The organism is Lactobacillus delbrueckii subsp. jakobsenii ZN7a-9 = DSM 26046, from assembly GCF_001888925.1.
GTDB classification, from domain to species: Bacteria; Bacillota; Bacilli; order Lactobacillales; family Lactobacillaceae; genus Lactobacillus; species Lactobacillus delbrueckii.
The window spans coordinates 860079-879092 of record NZ_CP018218.1 but is presented as its reverse complement, the minus strand read 5'-3'; the positions used below and the strand labels follow the sequence as shown (position 1 = coordinate 879092).

Annotated in this window: 17 protein-coding genes; 1 reads left to right on the top strand and 16 read right to left on the bottom strand. The window is 52.7% G+C overall.

Annotated elements, in window-relative coordinates; translation table 11 throughout:
• Window positions 1–21: 21 nt before the first annotated feature.
• The 3 genes from hpf to LJ046_RS04545 all read right to left on the bottom strand — a co-directional run bounded on the left by hpf (window position 22) and on the right by LJ046_RS04545 (window position 2619).
• Complete coding sequence (gene hpf / locus LJ046_RS04555) at window positions 22–579, bottom strand: ribosome hibernation-promoting factor, HPF/YfiA family (protein ID WP_002879957.1); 558 nt, start codon at window positions 577–579, stop codon at window positions 22–24.
• Window positions 580–658: 79 nt separating this feature from the next.
• Entirely contained in the window at window positions 659–1345 is a 687-nt protein-coding gene (locus LJ046_RS04550) for a ComFC family protein (protein ID WP_002879955.1), read from the bottom strand.
• Window positions 1342–2619 (bottom strand): DEAD/DEAH box helicase, encoded by a 1278-nt coding sequence (locus LJ046_RS04545; protein ID WP_002879954.1) that lies wholly within the window; start codon window positions 2617–2619, stop codon window positions 1342–1344. The genes LJ046_RS04550 and LJ046_RS04545 overlap by 4 nt, the downstream gene beginning before the upstream one ends.
• Before the next feature lie 43 nt (window positions 2620–2662).
• On the opposite strand from LJ046_RS04545, the gene LJ046_RS04540 reads away from it, so the two are divergent.
• A complete protein-coding gene (locus tag LJ046_RS04540; protein ID WP_002879953.1) occupies window positions 2663–3322 on the top strand; it encodes a YigZ family protein in 660 nt (219 codons plus the stop codon).
• 215 nt (window positions 3323–3537) lie between these two features.
• On the opposite strand, the gene LJ046_RS04535 is transcribed toward LJ046_RS04540, so the two are convergent.
• From LJ046_RS04535 to LJ046_RS04475, 13 genes are all read right to left on the bottom strand, one after another.
• Entirely contained in the window at window positions 3538–4761 is a 1224-nt protein-coding gene (locus LJ046_RS04535) for an IS110 family RNA-guided transposase (RefSeq protein ID WP_072557707.1), read from the bottom strand.
• A gap of 271 nt (window positions 4762–5032) precedes the next feature.
• Entirely contained in the window at window positions 5033–6232 is a 1200-nt protein-coding gene (locus tag LJ046_RS04530; protein WP_002877003.1) for a glycosyltransferase family 4 protein, read from the bottom strand.
• Between the two features lie 103 nt (window positions 6233–6335).
• Window positions 6336–7979 (bottom strand): ribonuclease Y, encoded by a 1644-nt coding sequence (rny, locus tag LJ046_RS04525; RefSeq protein WP_003617251.1) that lies wholly within the window; start codon window positions 7977–7979, stop codon window positions 6336–6338.
• A 148-nt stretch (window positions 7980–8127) separates the two neighbouring features.
• Window positions 8128–9237 (bottom strand): recombinase RecA, encoded by a 1110-nt coding sequence (gene recA / locus LJ046_RS04520; protein WP_002877009.1) that lies wholly within the window; start codon window positions 9235–9237, stop codon window positions 8128–8130.
• A gap of 207 nt (window positions 9238–9444) precedes the next feature.
• The gene (pgsA, locus tag LJ046_RS04515; protein ID WP_002877019.1) at window positions 9445–10008 is read right to left on the bottom strand and encodes a CDP-diacylglycerol--glycerol-3-phosphate 3-phosphatidyltransferase; all 564 of its coding nucleotides are present in this window, start codon (window positions 10006–10008) and stop codon (window positions 9445–9447) included.
• A gap of 44 nt (window positions 10009–10052) precedes the next feature.
• Window positions 10053–11189 carry a helix-turn-helix domain-containing protein gene (locus LJ046_RS04510; RefSeq protein WP_002877020.1) on the bottom strand — a complete coding sequence of 379 codons (1137 nt, stop codon included), beginning with the start codon at window positions 11187–11189 and terminating at the stop codon, window positions 10053–10055.
• A 68-nt stretch (window positions 11190–11257) separates the two neighbouring features.
• Window positions 11258–11986 (bottom strand): elongation factor P 5-aminopentanone reductase, encoded by a 729-nt coding sequence (gene ymfI / locus LJ046_RS04505; RefSeq protein WP_002877024.1) that lies wholly within the window; start codon window positions 11984–11986, stop codon window positions 11258–11260.
• Window positions 11983–13236: a M16 family metallopeptidase gene (locus LJ046_RS04500; protein ID WP_002877025.1), complete on the bottom strand. Its 1254-nt coding sequence runs from the start codon at window positions 13234–13236 to the stop codon at window positions 11983–11985. The genes ymfI and LJ046_RS04500 overlap by 4 nt, the downstream gene beginning before the upstream one ends.
• Window positions 13233–14456, bottom strand: a complete 1224-nt coding sequence (locus LJ046_RS04495) for a M16 family metallopeptidase (RefSeq protein WP_002877028.1) — start codon at window positions 14454–14456, stop codon at window positions 13233–13235. Before LJ046_RS04495 ends, LJ046_RS04500 begins: the two co-directional genes overlap by 4 nt.
• A gap of 5 nt (window positions 14457–14461) precedes the next feature.
• Entirely contained in the window at window positions 14462–16828 is a 2367-nt protein-coding gene (locus tag LJ046_RS04490) for a DNA translocase FtsK (protein ID WP_035176435.1), read from the bottom strand.
• Between the two features lie 19 nt (window positions 16829–16847).
• On the bottom strand, window positions 16848–17243 hold the full coding sequence (locus LJ046_RS04485; RefSeq protein ID WP_002877037.1) for a DUF1149 family protein: 396 nt from the start codon (window positions 17241–17243) through the stop codon (window positions 16848–16850).
• 30 nt (window positions 17244–17273) lie between these two features.
• Window positions 17274–17831: a tRNA (cytidine(34)-2'-O)-methyltransferase gene (locus LJ046_RS04480; protein WP_002877038.1), complete on the bottom strand. Its 558-nt coding sequence runs from the start codon at window positions 17829–17831 to the stop codon at window positions 17274–17276.
• A complete protein-coding gene (locus tag LJ046_RS04475; RefSeq protein WP_002877040.1) occupies window positions 17832–19013 on the bottom strand; it encodes an AI-2E family transporter in 1182 nt (393 codons plus the stop codon). It lies immediately after the preceding gene.
• Between the last annotated feature and the right edge of the window lies 1 nt (window position 19014).

Sequence of the window (19014 nt, the reverse complement as noted above, 5' to 3'; positions counted from 1 at the left end):
TCAGTTGGATAAGCGGCGAAACTATTCGTTAGTTTCAATCAAGCCGTAGCTGCCGTCGTTGCGGCGATAAACCACGCTGGTGCCGTTGGTTTCAGCGTCTTGGAAGACGAAGAAGTCGTGTTCCAGCATGTCCATTTGCAAGATGGCTTCTTCTGGGTCCATTGGCTTCAAGCTAACCCGCTTGTTGCGGACAATCTTGAACATTGGAGCCTTTTCTTCCTTCTCCTCTTCAACCGGAGCTTCTTCAGGGATGAAGAATTCTTCAACGCCCTTTTCACGGCTCTTGCGGTTGACGCGGGTCTTGTACTTTCTGATTTGGCGTTCAAGCTTTTCGGAAACAAAGTCAATGCTGCGGTACATGTCATCCGTAGTTTCTTCAGCTCTCAAAACCAGGTATGGAAGCGGAATGGTTACTTCAACCTTAGCTGAGTGGTCACGGTATACCTTCAGATTTACATGAGCGATTACGTCCTGGCTCAGATCAAAGTACTTTTCCAACTTGGTCAAGCGCTTTTCAACATAATCTCTCAAAGCTTCAGTGACTTCAATATTTTCACCACGAACATTGTACTTTAACATAATAATTATCTCCTTTCACGCTTGCGCGGTTTCTTTACACTCATATTATACCAAACTTGAAAGCGCTTTGTGAAAATATTTAGCGACTAATTGAAAAACTTTCGACCTGGCATTTAGGAAAAGCCGTTTCAATCGCGTCGCGCGCATGGTAAAGCGTTCGGCCTGTGGTGTAAATGTCATCCAAAAGGATGATCTTACCTGTTATTGTACCCCTAAATTCCGGATTTAAAAAGAAATTTTGCTTGGCCTGCATCCTGACTTTTTTTCCCTTTTCCCCCTGGGCCCCAGCTCCAGCCTTCTTGGCTAAAAGAGGCGTTAAGGGCAAAAGAGGGGTAAAAATTTCCCAGACCGTGTCATAGCCCCGCTTTTTCCGGTGCTCAGGTGAAGTCGGGACCGGGACGTAGTAGTCGGCCGCTAATTTTTGGACAGCAGGGGCGGCCAATTCCTGCAAAACTTGGCAGAGCAGGTAGTCCCCGTAGCGCTTGTAGCGGACCATCAGGTCATGAAATGCCTGGTTGTAGCAGTAGACGGCCTGGTTGTGCAAAAAATTCCCCTGGTAGATCCGCCGCCACTTCTGGCAGTCCTGGCAGATTTCCCCGCTATCCTGCTGGCGGCCGCACTGGGGGCAAAAAGCGGGGCCGATCTGCGCAAACTGCTGGCGGCAGGATGGACACAGGCAGGAAGTCTTGCTTTTGCCCGGCAAAAGCAGGCGCCTCATGTCCAAATCTCCGGTAAAAGGCTGGTCGCAAAAAAGGCAAAGACTCATCCCCGGTTCATCTCCTTGATCTGCTTGACCGCGCTTCTGATCTGCCGGCTGTAGCGCCGGTAGCCAAAAAGCACCAGCCCGTCCGGATCCTGCTTGTCTCTGCCCACCCGGCCGGCAATCTGGACCAGGCTGGCAGCGGAATAAATCTCATCATCAGCGGCCACGATGATCACCCAGACATGCTTAAAGGTCACCCCCCGCTCCAAGATTGTGGTCGTCAAAAGCAGGTCCAGGTCGCCTTTGCGGAATTTTTCCACCTTCTCCAGCCGGTCCGGGTCCTGGGCATAGACGGTTGCCAGGCGCAAGTCGGGCAGGAGCCTTTTGACAGCGGCAAAATACTGGGGCATCTGGGCAATTCTGGGCAAAAAGACCAGGAGGGGGTGGCCGCTTTTAGCCGCCATTTTGATCCGCCGGGCTAATTTCGGATGCAGGCGGCCCTTGGTCAAAAAAGGCTTGACGTACAGATCCAGCCGGGGCACAGGCAAAGTATAGCCGTGAAAGCGGCGGTTGAGCCTAACGATGGCCAGTTTCCCCTGCCTGGCCGCTTTTAGCAGGTCCTCAGGCGGGGTGGCCGTCAAAAAGACCCGGCTGCCTGTTTTTTTAACAGCATTGCCCGCGGCAAAATGCAACTGGGGATTGCCGGCATATGGAAAGGAGTCGATCTCATCGATGATCAAAAGATCAAAGGCCTGGTAGTACTTCAACAGCTGGTGGGTCGTACAGATGACCAGCTGCTCATTGGCCGCTTCCTTTTCCTCCCGGCCATGGTACTTGCCGATCTCCACCTCCCCGAAGGCTGCTACTAGGCGGGGGTAAAGCTCATTGACCACGTCGATTCTGGGCGTGGCAATGGCTACCCGGCAGCCGCGGCTGAAAGCCTCAGCCAATAAGGGGAAAATCATCTCCGTCTTACCCGCCCCGGTCACGGCCTCAACCAGGCAGTCCTCTTTAGCGGCAAATTTCTCCAATAAAAAGCGGCTCACACCCCCCTGCCGCTCTTGCAGCTGCCCTGTCCAGGTCATCCCCGCCCTGGCCGGGTAATGACTGCCAGCCGTCTGGCGGACCAAAAGCTTGCCCTCATCCAGCCGGCCCAGGCCCACGCAAGCACGGCAATACAAAAAGCCCGACGGCAGGCGGGCCCAGCATGAGCTGCCGCAGCGCTGGCAGATGCCATTTTCGATGGCGGGAATTGTCGTCTGCCCCTCTTTTATGCTATTATCCACTTTGTCAACCAGCCATTGGCGGCCGGTCAGAGATTCTTTTTCTTCTGTCATTTTTTTGCCTCCACTAACTAATACACCAAAAAGGGATGATTTTTTGTCAAAAGAAGCAGATTTTTTAACAATCAAAGAAAACGGCCAGCATGAGCTGGTCATCAAGAAGAGCCGCTTCATCGCGACTCTTGCCCGGGTCCAGGATGAGGAAGAGGCCCGGGACTTTATTGCCGCGACCAGCAAAAAGTACCATGACGCCACCCACAACACCTATGCCTATACCTTGGGCATTAATGACGACCGGGTCAAAAGCAGCGACAACGGCGAACCAGCCGGTACGGCCGGGGTGTCGGAATTAAAGACCCTGCAATTAATGGGCCTGAAGAATGTCGCCGTCGTCGTGACCCGGTATTTCGGCGGAATCAAATTAGGGGCCGGCGGCCTCATCCGGGCATACTCTTCCAGCGTCAGCGAGGCAGCTGAAGCCATCGGCATCGTCAAGCGGGTTAAGCAGCAGGAATTGATTTTTACGATCCCCTACAACCGCTATGACAAGGTCGACCACTTCCTTAAGGAAAAAGAGGTCTTCGTTGCCGGCACTGAATATGGCGTAAACATCACCATTTCCATCTACCTGGACCTGGGCCAGATTGACCCCTTTATCAGCGATCTAACCGAGCTCTTAAACGGTGAACCCAACCTGATCAAGGGGGACCAGCGCTATAACGAAATTCCCGTTAAAAGCGGAGAAAAAAGATTCTAACCAAAAATGACCAAGCATTTCTGCTTGGTCATTTTCTTTTCTACTCTAAGTCAAGTGTTATCAACGATTTTAGGCAATTTTATTTTGAAATAAGGGCCTAATCGGGAAATGGTTCCCGAAGAATCGAGTTAAATATCTGATTTAGGGCATGATAAATACAGCCACCTTCTGTAATTTCAAAAAAGAGGCTGTTATAATATCTATTGGATCAATTTTTATGACAAAAGTCTTTGGTTATGTTTGGCTACGTCATAGCTATACAATTGATCATTCTTAATTAAAGCGAAGATCGTCCGTAATAATTTATGGATCGATGCGATAGCGGCCTTCTTGTGACTTGCAGTCTCAGAAGACCGTTTTCGTTTCTCGTAATAATCCGCAATATGGCAAGGGTTTCCCACTTTCTTAGCCGACTGAATTTGGTTTATGGCCAAGTACAGCACCTTTCTGCCAATAGCTGTCCCACGCTTTGAAATTGACAGGTGGGCCGTGAGATTGTCAGATTCATAAACTTGAGGATCAACACCAACGAAGGCATTTAATTGGCTAGGGTTGTTAAAACGTCTGATATCTCCAAGCTCACTAATGATTCTTAGAGCAGTGTTTTTGCCGATGCCTGGAATGCTTGTGAGGATCTCCAGATCCCGTTTAGGAGCCAGCTTAGCCATCTCCTGTAAAGCAGTCTGGCACTCTTCTTCAGCGCTCAGAATGTTGTTAATAGCCATTTTGAGGCCACGAATATGAGCACTGTTCTTTTTGACAGCTGGGCATGCGACTTTAGCCAACCGAATAAGACTTTGCGCTATGTCGTTAGCGCGTTTTTTACCAATACCGGTTAAGCCCTTTAAGAAGTCGATGATATCGGCTTCTTTTGTTTCTAGTACGATATCTGGGTGTGGGAATCTGAGGACAATACTCCAGTAGTTTTTCCCTCTCGGATTAACCATTAAGTGCTCAATCTCTGGGAAAGTGAGCTGAATGGCTTTGTGCAGTCTATTCCTGTTGGTTATCAGATCGTGCGAAGCCTGCTCGTAGATACGGTTATTGGCCATCAATTCTTGATATTCTTCGCTTTGAACGTAGGCCAGCCGCTGCGGGTGCTCAGATTGCAGCTTGGCAAGGTACAAGGCATCAAGCTTATCGGTCTTGTTCTGGTGCAGGTCATCCTTTGTCTTTCTTTTGGCTTCTAGCGGATTCATCATGACATAGCGCAATTCGTGCATGTCCAAGAATGCCTGGAGTCTTCTGGAATAGACGCCAGTTGCTTCAAAGATAATCTGTGGGTTAGTAACCTGCTTAAGGTCACCTAGCAGCTGATTGAAGCCTACCATATCGTTGGAGATGGCATAGTCATTAACTTTTTGGCCATTGACCATAATGCATACGTTAGACTTTCGGCTGCTAACATCAATACCGAAAACAGTTTTCAATAAATCCATAAGAATAAACCTCCGCTTTACTCGGAGATGAGCTACCTCCACCTAATCCAATCAGATCTAATTTTCTCAACAGGACTTTAACAGCCAACATACTTAGACAAGATTCACAATTGAATGGTGAAGCTGCCCGTTTTGCCTACGACATCGTGTGTCCAGAAAAAGAACGGCATTGGCTTCATCTCCACTTTACATAGTAAAAGAAAAAGTGTTGAACGACTACTCCGTCGAGTAATCATCCAACACTAGGTTAGTATGTTTTGTCTGTTCAGCTTTATTGTTTTTTACCGCTATTTTTCTCAGCAGGCTTGTGCCCTCCCTTGGACCGCTCCTGCCACTTCCGGGGCTTGGCCTCGCCTTGATGCCAGACTTCAACGTCCGGCTCCTTAGTGTGAGTGCTATGTAAAACCAGGCGGTTAATCAAGTGGCTGAGGGGCTTGTATTTTTCCCCTAAAAGGCCGATCGATTCCACGAAGAGCTCAACGGCGATCAAGAGGCCGACCAGCAAGAGGGCCATGGCCCAGATCGGCGACAAGAGGAAAAGCATGGACACGAAGGAGAAGATCAAGGACAGGGCGTAAATCAGCAGTACCGTCTGCCTTTGGGTCAGGCCAAAGTTCATCAGCTGGTGGTGGAGGTGGTGCTTGTCCGCTTGGGAAATCGGCTTCTTGTTCAGCTTGCGGCGGATCATGGCATAGACCGTATCAGAGATCGGCACGCCCAAGATGATCACCGGTACCAGCAAAGAAATAAAGGTCACGTTCTTCAAGCCCTTTAAGGCTAAAACCGAGATCATGAAGCCCAGGTAGAGGGCCCCGGTATCCCCTAAAAAGATCTTGGCCGGGTTGAAGTTGTAAGGCAAAAAGCCCAGGAGGCAGGCCGCCAGCATAAGGCAGGCGATCGGCACGTACAGGCCCTGGTTACGCAAGAAGAAGTAGCCGACAATCCCCATGGTCAAAAGCGAGATGCAGGACACACCGGCCGCCAGGCCGTCTAAGCCGTCAATCAAGTTGACCGCGTTGGTCAAGGCCAGGATCCAGAAGATGGTAATTGGCAGGCTGAGATACCAGGGCAAATTGATGGTCTGGCCGGTAAAAGGAATATTCAGCTCGGTCATCCGGATTTCGGCCAAAAAGTAGGTAATCATGGCCGCGATGAAGATCCCGCCCATTTTTTGCCCGGGCTTGAGTTCTAAAATATCATCGATCATCCCGGTCAAGACGATCACGCTAGACGCCAGCAAAAGGGCAAAGAGCTCGTGGGTCGGAAACTGCTCTCTGAGCAAGATGAAGGTCCCGATATTGTAAGTCACGAAAATCCCCAGTCCTCCGATAGTCGGCATGGGTTTCTTGTTGACCCGGCGGGCGTTAGGATTGTCCACCGCCCCCAGGACAAAGGCCAGGCGCCGGATGAAAGGCGTGATCGCTACTTGGATGATCACCAGTAAAAAAAGGTCAACGATAATCTTAAACATGAAATTCCGCTTTCTGAGTCTAGTTGAGTTAATTATACCGGGCTTTGAGGCGATTTGCCAAATGCTAACAAAAAAGTCCAGAATTCAATCTGGACTTTCTGCTTTATTTGGCAACTGCCACGGCACGTTTCTCCCGTATTACGGTGATCTTGATATTGCCCGGGTAATCGAGTTCTTTCTCGACCCTGTCCCGGATTTCATGGGCCAAAACCGTGGTCTCATCATCTGAGATCTTGCCTGGCTCAACCATTACGCGGACTTCCCGGCCGGCCTGGATGGCATATGCCTGCTTGACGCCGTCATAGCTGCCAGCAATGTCTTCCAGTTCCGTCAAACGGCGGATGTAGTTCTCCAAGCTTTCGCTTCTTGCCCCAGGCCGGGCGGAGGAAATCGTGTCCGCCGCCACGACCAGGTCAGCGATGAAGGAGAGCTTCGGCACGTCACCGTGGTGGGCAGCGATCGCGTTGACCACCAGGTCCGGTTCATGGTATTTCCGGGTCAATTCAACACCGATTTCTACGTGGGAGCCTTCGATATCATGGTCGATTGCCTTGCCAATATCGTGTAATAATCCCGCGCGAACCGCTAATTTTTCATCCAAACCAAGTTCAGCTGCCATGGTCCCGGCCAGCTTCCCGACTTCAATCGAGTGCGCCAGCACGTTCTGGCCATAGGAAGTCCGGTACTTCAGCCGGCCCAGGATCTTGACCAGTTCCGGGTTCATCCGGTGGATGCCCAGTTCCATCAAGGCACTTTCACCAGCCTCGTAAATATCGTCGTTGACTTCCTTGCGCGCCTTGTCAACCATCTCTTCGATCCGGGCCGGATGAATCCGCCCGTCCTTGATCAGTTTCTGCAGGGCCCGCTTGGCAACTTCCCGTCTGATGGAGTCAAAACCGCTCAAGGTGACCGTCTTTGGCGTATCGTCAATGATCAAGTCTACCCCAGTCATGGCTTCAAAAGAGCGGATGTTCCGGCCTTCGCGGCCGATGATCCGCCCCTTCATGTCATCGTTTGGCAGGTCCACGACTGACACGGTCGTTTCCGCGACCGTATCCGCCGCGCTGCTCTGGATGGCATCCACGATGATTTGGTGGGCAAAGCGGTCGGCTCTGGCACTGATTTCTTCCTCGTTAGCCCGAATCAGCTCCGCCTTCTCCTTGGTCAGGTGGTCGGAGACCTGGGCCAGGACAATCTTCTTGGCCTCTTCTTCGTCTAAGTGGGAGATTTCCAGCAGCTTGTCATTCTGCTTCTCGACCAGCCCGTGCGCTTCTTCCAGCAAACCAGCGGCTTTTTCTTCCTGCTTTTTGATTTGGTCTTTCCTTTGTGTGAGTTGTTTCTCCCGGTCATCGAGCAGGCTGCTGCGGTGATCCAGGGCATCTTCTTTCTGCTGAAGGCGGTTTTCCTTTCGGGCCGCTTCTGCGCGGCGCCTGTTCAGCTCGTCTTCAACCTTCTGCCGGTAATCCCTGATTTCTTCCTGGGCTTCCAGGATCTTGGCCTTCTTCTCCGTTTCAGCATCCCGCTTAACGGCTTCAGCGGCCTGCTTCTGCGCCTGGACCTCAGCCTTGGCTGCTTCGACTTCGGCTTTCGCCTTGGCCAAAATTGCCTCCGCGCTCTGCCGGGCGTTTTCCGCCTTGGTTTCCCAGGCATTCTTCCGGATGGCATAACCAATCAGGCATCCCACGACAAGTGAAATAAGAAAAATTACAGCGACTGTTGCGAGAAGAAATATAGTATTATTCATCATGAGTTACGTCGCCTTTGTATTTAGAATTATTCACACATTACTAATCATATGTTACATTTTTGGTCAAGTCAATTCCTTAGCTGCATTTGCGGAAACAAAAAAGATTGCCAGGCCTCTGCTGGCAATCTTTTTATTGGCCAAAAACTACCTACTTATCAGTCTTTTCCGGACTTGCCGGCTCTGCTGGCTTCTCTTCGCCAGGAGCTGCCTTCTTAGCCCGCTGTTCCTTGACCTTCTCCGGATTTTCCTTTTCTTCCAGAGATTCAGCATCGATTCCGTAAGCCTTGCGGACCTGGGTCTGGATGTCCTCGGAAACGTCCGGGTGTTCCTCCAGGTACTGCTTGGCGTTTTCCCGGCCCTGGCCGATCTTTTCACCGTGGTAGGAGTACCAGGCCCCGGCCTTGTCGACGATGTCCTGGTCAGCAGCCATGTCCAGCAGTTCGCCGGACTGGGAGATCCCCTGCCCGTACATGATGTCGACTTCAGCTACCTTAAATGGCGGAGCAACCTTGTTCTTGACCACTTTGATCTTGACCCGGTTACCGATAACGTTGGTGGACTGCTTGATCTGTTCCGCCCGGCGGACTTCCAGCCGGATGGTTGAGTAGAACTTCAGCGCCCGACCACCTGGGGTGGTTTCGGGATTACCAAACATGACGCCGACCTTTTCCCGGATCTGGTTGATGAAGATGGCAATGGTCTTGGTCTTGGCAATCGTCCCGGAGAGCTTGCGCAAGGCCTGGCTCATCAGGCGGGCCTGGAGACCGACGTGGGAGTCACCCATTTCACCTTCGATTTCGGCCCGCGGCACCAGGGCGGCAACGGAGTCGACCACGACAATGTCGATGGCCCCGCTGGAGATCAAGGTGTCCGCGATTTGCAGTCCTTCTTCCCCAGTGTTTGGCTGAGACAGGATCAATTGGTCGATGTCCACGCCCAAGGCTTCAGCGTAAGCCGGGTCCATGGCGTTTTCCGCGTCGATGTAGGCCGCCGTGCCGCCCCGCTTCTGCACTTCAGCTACGGCGTGCAGGGCAACGGTCGTCTTACCGGAAGATTCCGGCCCGTAGATTTCCACGATCCGGCCCCGCGGGTAGCCGCCCACGCCCAAGGCCGCGTCCAGGGCCAGTGAGCCTGACGGAACAGTCGAGATCTGGGTGTCGACCTTCTCGCCCATCCGCATGACCGCGCCTTTACCGAAGTTCTTTTCAATTTTCTTTAAAGCCGCTTCAAGAGCCGCTTGTTTTTCATCTTTAGCCAATTTTTTCCCTCCTGGAAACTTACTAATAAACATTATACTTTGAAGGCCTGGTAAAAAGCAAGAAAAATCCGAACTAACGTTCAAATTATTTCCTCTCCACTTACTAGTACAAGAAAAAAGCCCTTTTTTCCCCAATCTGACTTAAAAAACAAAAAAATGAGTACCTTGCTGATACTCATTTTTAAAGAATAGTGATTTTCTAAATGCTTACATTGAACCCTTGAAGACATCCCATGAAGAATGGAAGTAGTCGTAGCCGGAGTAGATCGTGAAGATCAGAGCCAGGTAGAGCAGGATGGTGCCCAGGTGGAAGATGTCGCCAAAGAGCAGGAAGATGATTGACAGCATCTGGCAGGTGGTCTTGATCTTGCCAGGCATGGCAGCCGCCATGACCTTGCCGTTGTTTTCGACCACGATCAGGCGCAGGCCGGTCACAGCCAGTTCCCGGCAGACGATGATGGCTACAACCCAGGCTGGAGCCAGATTCAATGCAACCATGAAGATGAAGGCCGTCATGGTCAGCATCTTGTCCGCCAGCGGGTCAGCAAACTTACCAAAGTTGGTTACCAGTCCCCGGGAGCGAGCGATGTGGCCGTCAAACCAGTCGGTTGCGGAAGCAACGGCAAAGACGATCATGGCCACCACCCGGCTCCACAGAATTTCAGTCCCTGCCAGGGTGAATGAGCCGGCTGGCCATTGGGCGATCAGCAGGATCATGAAGACAGGAATCAAAAAGATTCGGAAAACAGTCAGTTTATTTGGTAAATTCATTGCTTTAAATTCCTCACTTTTAAGAATTAATGATCATTCTTCTCTTATTGCTTGCTGCTGGAAGTGGCAGATGATGGAGCAGATGATGCCCGGCTGCTTGGGGCAGCGCTGGATGAAGCCTGTGAGCTTGATCGAACGCTGGAGCTGGAAGCTGCTGGCCGGCTGGAAGCTGAGCTTTGCACGCTGGAACTTGCCCGGCTGCTGTAGCTCGTGCTGGTATTGGTGTTAGTGTTGGTGCTAGTCGTGCGGCTTGCCGCGGAGCTGCTTGCTGAAGCAGAGCTGTCACCCAGGTAGATAGTCAAACGGGTCGTGCCGTTGATTGGAGTGAACGGAATCTTCTTGCCGCCAACAGTTACAGTCACGCCAGTATCAGTCCCCAGGTAAACGATCAAAGTTTGCCCCTTCTTGACAGTTTCCGTGTGCTTTTCACCGCTTTGCAGGGTCCCCTGGTTGGTGATCACGTTGTCAACGGAAACGTAGTAGTAGATGCTTTGCTTGCTTGACCGGACTACCAATGGCGTGCTGGACTTGATGCCAGTTACCCGGTAGCTTGAGCCGCCAAGTGAAGCAACCTTGATTGAGCTGGTCTTCTTTTTCTTGGATGAAGAAGAAGCTGATGAGCTCTTCTTGCTGGAAGACTTCTTGGAAGTAATCGTGACGCTGGAGCCAGCATTTTCTTTCTGGCTGCTTGACCCGGTCTTCTTCATGTTGGCAAAGACCATCCCCCCGATCAAAAGCAAAAGGGCGATCCCGCAGCCCAGGGCCAAGCGGGGCACAAGCTTGCGCCACTTGGCGTCCTTAGGAGCTTTCTCGGCAGCTTCCCGCTTGGCTGGCCGGCTGGCACTGATTCTGGCTGGCTCTACTGGAGCTGCTTCTTCATGAGCTTCCTCATGAACTTCTTGAGCCGGACTGCTTGCTGCCGGCTGGCTGACTTCGCTCGTGACTTCATTTGCAACTTCGCCTTGGTACTGGCTCAGCAATTCCTTACCGTCCAAGCCGACGATTTGCGCGTACTGGCGGATGAAAGCCCGGACGTAAAAGTCGCCTGGCAGCTTGTCGAAATCGTTGTTTTCGATTGCTTCCAGGTAGCGGCTCTGGATCTTCGTAGCCTTCTCAATATCAGAAATTGAAAGGCCCTTGGCCTCTCTTGCCTTACGTAGTTGTTCTCCAATGCCTGACATTATTAACCTCTTCAATCACTTTAAAGTTCGTTTATAAATTATAGCACAATAGCCGCGGATGTGTCGCCCTATTCCAGCCAGCCGCCACTGACATAAATCGTTTGCCCGGTCAGGTAGTCGCTCTCAGGGTTAAGCAGACAGTCAACCCAGTAGGCAATTTCCTTGGGCTTGGCCAGGTGGCCGGCCGGAATTTCTTCTGCCAGCTCTTTTAAGGTTTCCGGGGAAAACATGGCATTCATGGCCGTGTTGACCGCCCCTGGGGCAACGACATTAACCGTGAAGCGGCTGGCGGCAACTTCCCGGGCATAGGCCTGCGCAAAGCGGCTGATCCCGCCTTTAGTCGCGCTGTAGACTGCTTCCATGGCGCTGCCCTGGCCCCCGTAAACTGAGCCCAGGTAGACGATCCGGCTGTGCTCTTGCTTTAAAAGCTGGCTTTCCAAAAGCTTGGTCAGCTTGATCGGGTTCTCCAAATTGACCTTGATGATCTGGTCAATGACCTGGGAACTCTGGCTGCCCAGGAAGTCATAGTTGGTGATCCCTTGGGCAAAAACGACCGCGTTGACGGGCAAAAGACTGCTGGCAAAATTCTTGAGCTGGTCGTCGCCTGCTAAAAAGTTCAGCTTGATCGGCATGAAATCCTGCAAGGAATGCTTTTCCGCCAGAGTCCTGGCCAAAGCGATGGCCTCTTCCCAGTTGCGGTTGCAGTGCAGGTACATGGACCAGCCAGACTCAGCCAGGCGGGCCGCAATGGCCTGGCCAATGCCGCCGGTTGCCCCGAAAATCAGTGCTCGCTTCATTGGTCATCCTCCTCAAGCAGGCGGGCCGTGTTGATGCTGGCGCCCTTGAAAAGCTCCTGGCAGTAGGCCCGGTAGTCGGCAAAATTCATGGCCTGCATCTGCTCAACATTGGCAAACAAGTCTTCCTCACCCAGGCTTTCTTCAGCCATCTCCACGGCAAAACCCGACAAATTGTCCAGGCTGCGCACGGTTTGGGCCAGCCAGCTTCTTTTGTGAATCTCAAAGAGCTGGCGCATTTCCATTTCCTGCTTTTTGGAAAAAAGCTTGTCTGGCGCCAGTTCTGCCTTGATCTGGTCCAGCAGCTCTTCTGCTTCCGGGCTCATCCCCAGCAAGGCCGCGTAGGCCCCCTGCCGGGTATAAGTTACGCTGATCTGGAGTGGCTGGCTGACCAGGCCGGCTTGTCTGGCGCTGGCAAACCAGTGGCTGGCGGCACCTAGCTTTGATTCTAGCATGATTTCCAGCAAAATTTGACTCATATCCCGACTTGCTAAAACTTTCTTAAAGTTTGGCAAAGGGATAGCCGCCATAAACAGGGGCACTTCCCCGCCGATCAGGTTCCAGTCCTGCCCGCTTGGCAAAAAGGGCACCAAGTCCGCTTCTTTTTGCGGCTTGCCCGGGCGCAGGTATTGGTCTGACAATTTCATGGCCTGTCTAAGAATGGTCTTGACCTGGTTGTCGGTAAAGTCCCCGCAGGCAACAAAGGACATGCGAGCGGCCACGTAGTTTTCATCATAAGCAGCCTGGAGCTTTTCCTTAGTCACGCTGGCAATCGATTCCTTGGTCCCGGCCACGTCGATGGCCAAATTGCAGTCACCATAGATGCCCCGCAGGAGCCGGTCGCCTAGGATCCAGTCAGGCTCATCCTGGTACATGGCTAATTCCTGCTGGATGATGGGGATTTCCTTGGCCACATTCTCATCGGTAAAGTAGGGCTGGCCAACCAGCTTGAAGAGCAGGTCGATCATGGGGCCAACATTCTTGACCCCGCTGGCGTAATACATGGTTTCATTGAAAGAGGTAAAGGCATTGACGCTGGCCCCCATTTTTTCAAATTCCAGGGACAAGTCGCCTTCTTCCGCAGCAAAAAGCTTGTGCTCCAAAAAGTGGGCCAGGCCGGGCACGGGCTGGGGATCAGCGCTGCCGAAATCGACGATAATGCCGAAAAAGCGCTGGTTAAAACCCTTGCGCCGGATCACCTGGGCCTTGAAGCCGGAAGGAAAATCTTTTCTGATAATTTCTGGTTTGATCATTTTAATACATAGCTTTCATTCAGATACAGCTTTTGGGCAAAGTCAGCCAGCCGGCCGCTGGTCACCCGGCTGACCGCGGCCATCATATCAAAGTCCTCGTAGTCGGCATGAAGCTTGTAGCGGAGGTCTTTGGCTAAAAGCCAGCTGGCATGGTCCTGGTTGAGCAAGTGGCGGTTGGCCAGCGCCTGCCGGCTCTGCTTGAGCAGGCCCGGATCGATCCGGCCGTCAGCCACCATCTGCATCTCCTTGCCGATGATCTGCCGGGCTAAGTCCAACTTGTCCGGATCCAGGCCGGCGTTGACCAAGAAGAGGGCATTGTCAGCATACCAGTTGCTTTCCACCGCGTAAGCCGCCCCGTTTTCCTCCCTGACCTTGCTGAAGAGCCGGGAGGACTGGTCTCCGGTCAAGTATTGGCGCAAGACCGTCCCCGTGGCCAAATCCTGCAGGCTGGGCTGGCCCTTGTAGGCATAGCCCAGGAAAAGCTGGGCCTGCTGCTTGCCTTGCTCGTCTGTTTTCTCAATCCGCAAGTCCGGGGCCGAAATCAATAAGTCCCGGCTGCCAAAGTCCAAGGCCAGGCCCGGCCAGCCTTCTTCTTGCAGCTTCTTTTGCAAAAGGCGCTTAACCTGGCGGGCATCATAGACATGGCCAAATACGCAGCTGGCCTGGGTCTTGATGGCATCGGCAAAGCGGCGGACTTCTTGGCTGGTCGCTTTCGTAATATCTTCAATCGAGCCGATGAAGCTGGCCGCGTAATCTGGCTGGTCCGCGTACCAGTTGTTGAAAAAGGCGCTTAAAGCCGCGTTGCTCGGCTCAGCCATGAGCTCCTGGTATTCTTCTTCCAGCTGTCTTTGGGCCAGCTGGACAGAGCTGGGCGTAATCAAGGGCCGGGTGGCCAGGCCAGCAAAAGTTTCTGCTATCTGCCGGTAGTTGTAGTCCGGGTCCAGGATTTCCTGGGGCTCAACGAAATTGGCCAGGTAAGAAATGACCATTTCCTTGCCAAAAAGCTGCACGACTGCTTCAAACTGGAAGGAGTAGCGCTGCTGCAATTCGACCTGCTGGAGGCCGGGATCCGGAAAGAGTTCGCTTTCGTTCATCTGCATGCGGCAGAGCAGGCTGGCCATAGACATGTTGTGCTTGGTCAGCGGCAGGCGGACGAACAGGCCCAGGTTGCCGCTGGTAAATTTTTGATTGCTTTGAATGCTGATATTTTCTTCGTTCATTATTTTTATTCTTCTTGTCCTTCAGGCGGCAAAAGCACCTTGCGCGGCTTGGAGCCTTCCGGCGGGCCGACTACCCCGTGCTCCTCCAGCTCGTCAATCAGGCGGGCAGCCCGGTTGTAGCCGATTCTGAACCGCCGCTGCAGCATGGAGGTGCTGGCTGACTGCTGGCGGCGGACCAGGTCCACTGCCTGCTGGTAGTACTCGTCGTCAACGTCGTCATCGCTGCTTTCGTCATCATCCCCGGCCTGGGGAATCATTTTCTCATCGTATTCAGCGCTTTGCTGGCCCTTGACCCAATCAACGACGGCTTCGACCTCATCGACATCGATGTAGGCCCCTTGAATCCGGTCAGGCTTGGAGGCCCCGATCGGCAGGTAGAGCATATCCCCCCTGCCCAGCAGCTTTTCAGCGCCGACCTGGTCCAAAATAGTCCGGGAGTCGACCCCGCTGGAAACGGCAAAGGAAATTCTTGACGGCACATTGGCCTTGATCAAACCGGTGATGACGTCCACGCTCGGCCTTTGGGTAGCCAGGATCATGTGGATGCCGGCGGCCCGGGCCATCTGGCCCAGGCGGACGATGGAGTTTTCCACGTCGTGGCCGCCGACCATCATCAAGTCGCTCAATTCGTCAACAACGACCAGAATATAAGGCAAAGGCTCCATTACCGGCCGGCTGGTATCCTTATTGTTCTCAGCCACCTTGCGGTTGTATTCGCCCATATTGCGGACGCTGCCGGCAGCAAAAAGCTTGTAGCGCCGCTCCATTTCGTCGACGACTTTTTTCAGGGCCTTGGAAGCCAGGCGGGAGTCAGTGACAACCGGGATCATCAAGTGCGGAACCCCGCTGTAGACTGACAATTCGACCATCTTCGGGTCGATCAAAACGAGCTTGACTTCATCCGGCCGGGCCTTCATCAAGATGCTGGTCAAGATCGTGTTGATGGCCACGGACTTACCGGACCCAGTTGACCCGGCCACCAGCAGGTGGGGCATCTTGGTCAAGTCAGCGCTGATGATCTGCCCGGTCACGTCCTTGCCCAAAGGCACCATCAAAGGATGGTCCTTGGCCTTTTGGTCCTGGTGCTCCATGGCATCTTTAAAAGCCACGGACTGGGCCTTCTGGTTAGGCACTTCAATCCCGATATAAGGCTTGCCCGGAATCGGGGCTTCAATTCTGATGTCCTTGGCCGCCATGGCCAGGGCTAAGTCATCGGCCAGGTTGACAATCCGGGAGACCTTGACCCCGACGGCTGGCTGGACTTCGTAGCGGGTGATGGTCGGGCCTAAGATAGCCTTTTTAACATTGACTTCCACCCCGAAGCTCTTGAAGGTTTCCTCCAAAATAGCCGTGTTCTGCTTGATTTTATCCTTGTCGCTGGACTGGTCACTGGCCTGAACGGCCTTTAACAGAGACAGGGGCGGGAACTGGTAGTTGTCATCATAGCTGACCGTGCTCTTGTCCAGACCATGGTCAACCCGCTGGTCAGCCAAAATCATCTTCTGGTCATCTTCAGCCTGGCTGCGGGGCTTGGGCGGGTCATCCAGTTCCAGTGAATGAGTGACCGGCGGGTCAGGGTGCTGCTCTGCCACCTGGATTTCCGGCAGGGAAGGCTTGGCTGCCTGCTTCTCTGCCTTCTCTTGCCTTGTTTTTTTCTCCGGCTTGACTTCTTCGCTATCCCGCCAAGAGTCGGTCAGCTTCTCCCGGTTGTTGGGATCTTTTTTTTGCTGCTCCCTGTATTCAGAGTACTTTTCCTTTAGCTGGCCGGCTCCATCCTTGCTTTGCCGGATAAAGGAGCGGCTGATTTTTTGAAAAGCAGCGACCAGGGAGCGGAATTTGACGTCAAAGAACATCAAGATCCCGCTGATTATGTTCAAAACAGCCAGGCACAGGCCACCAATCTGGCCTAAAAGCTGGTAGAAGATCCCGTACAGGAAGCTCCCGATCCAGCCCCCGCCGACGCTGACGGTGACATTGGCCCGGGCCAGTTCTTCAAAGATCACGTTCTTGAAGGCGGGCAAAAATTCGCTGTGGACGCTTCTGACATTGAAAAAGCGGCTGGCCAAAATGTACAAAAGGCCCAGGTAAGCCAAAGTCAAGCCGCTTGTCCGCTTAAAGCCAAAGCGGGGCGGCTGCCCGTAAATCAGCATGACCAGGCCCAAAATGGCCAGGAAGGCTCCGCCTAAAAGATAACTGTCCCCAATCAAGAGCCGCAAAAGATTGGCCAGTTCCTTGCCCAACCAGCCAAAGCGTAATAACGCCAAAATGGCTACCAGGATCAAGACGATCCCGGTAACCACCCAGCTCAAAGATTCTTCTGTTTTCTTTTTATTTTTGTTTTTACGATTAGCCTGCCTTTTCTTTCGAGGCATTTCTTCACCTGCTCAATCCTTAGAAATTAGGTTCAAAGTCCAAGTTGATCGGTTCATCCAAGGCAACCTGGCTAACTTCGTAAGTCAAGGTTTCGATGTATTCAACCAGCGGCCGGCTGAGCAAACGGTAGGTTTCCTGGTCCAGGTCCTGGCCGTCGCCGTGGTAGCCCAGAAGCTGAACGACTTGGGTGTTGACCCCGCTGATTTCGATGATGTTGTCTTCGTCTGGCGTAACGTCGTAGACAACGGCTACTTCGTAGTAGCCGCCTGCCTCGCCGGCATCTTCAACGCCGTCTTCGCCCGTAGCGACAACCTGGCGGATGGCCACGTTGACTTCGTTCTTTTCTTCTGGCTCATCGAGCAGGTCATAGTGAAAGGCACGAACGATGATTGGGGTCTGCTTATTAAATTCCATGATTTTACCTCATAAATTTCTTTTTAGCCACTAATGCTTGGGCAGGTTCCGCTGGTAGCGGCCAGGACGATTGTAGTCGTCCTTGAGCTTGTCGTTTTCATAGTGGTGGGACTTTTCCATGTGGGGAAAGCCTTGCTGGCGCAAGGCTTCAAAAATTACAATCGCTGCCGAATTGGACAGGTTGAAGGCCCGGATCTTGTCGGACATGGGAATGCGGAGATTGCGATCCGCGTATTGCCGCATGAAGGTTTCCGGCAAACCGGTCGTTTCCCGGCCAAAAACAAAGTAGTAGTCCTTGCTTTCGTCCGTGTAGTCGACGTCAGTATAAGCCTTGCTGGAGAACTTGGAGATCAAGTACATCTCGGCATTGTCCGGCAAAGTAGCCAGAAATGCCCGCAGGTCGTCATGGCGGCGGATTTCAACTTCACCGCCGTAGTCTAAAACGGCCCGCTTGAGATGCTTGTCGTCCAGGTGGAAGCCCAAGGGCTCGATCAAGTCCAGCACCGTGTTGGTTCCCGCGCAGGTTCTGGCAATGTTACCCGTGTTGTCGGGAATTTCCGGCTCAAACAAAACAATATGGTTGGTCATTTATTTCCTTTCCTTTTCTTCTCGTCCAGCCTGGTCTGCTTCATCCTGGAAACTGTCGTCATAAAGGTGGGAAACCTTCCGGTAGTACCAGTAGACATGGGTCAAAAGGATTTTCATCACCGCGTAGATCGGAATCCCGCCGATCACGCCCCACAGGCCCCAGACTGAGCCAGCCCCCAGCATGACGATAATCGTCGTCGCCGGGTGCATCTTCAAGCGGTTGCCGACAACCAGCGGGCTGATGACCCGGGTTTCAATGATCTGCTCAATAAAGAAAACCACTAAGACCTTGGCCACCATCGACAAATCAGTCACTAAAGCGATGATTAAGGCCGGAATCAAACCGATAAAGGTCCCAAAGTAAGGGATCAGGTTCAAAAAGCCAGAAGAGATCGCCAGGGCTGCCCCGTAAGGCTCGCCGATAATCGTATAGCCAATGAATAACATGATCCCCACGCAGATAGCCACGGAAACCTGGCCGATCACGTAAGAAGACACAGCCTGGTTGACTTCATGCAGCAACTTGCTGGTCGCCTGCTCCCAGCGCTGGGGAGCGAACTTGACCAGAAAAGGCCGCAGTTTGTGCCCGTCTTTCAGCATAAAGAAGAGCAAAAACGGAGCTGTGGCCAGGGTCGTGAAGACGGCTGTCGCTACGGTGACCGCGCTGGTTAAATTCCCCAGGGCGCTGGAGACGGTTGACCCCATGCTCTTGCTGAAATTCTTCTGCAAAGAAGTCATCTGCTTTTGCAGAGAATCGCGCAGGCCGCTGAATTTCGGACTGTGCAGGAGCTCATCAACCGCGTTGGTCGAATTCTTCCAGATCGTGGGCCAGTTCTTGACTAAGGAGTCAATCTGGCTCTGGACGACCGGAATCAGGGAATTGATGGCCCAGATCAAGAAGACCGTGACTATAGCAAAAATCACCATGATGGTGACCGTCCGCGGCACCTTGAACTTCTCTTCCAGCTTATCAACCACCGGCTCCATCAGATAGTACTGGACCATGGCCACCAAAAAGGGCGGCAGGATGGCGCTGATGAAGGTGTTGACCGGATTCAAGATAAAGGAAATCTTGTTAAAGACCAGCACGATCACCAGGACCAAGAGCACATTGATCAAGCCGACGCTGAAGCGGTTGTTAAGCACCCAGTCCGTAAAGAGGCTCGTGTCTCTTTTCTTCATT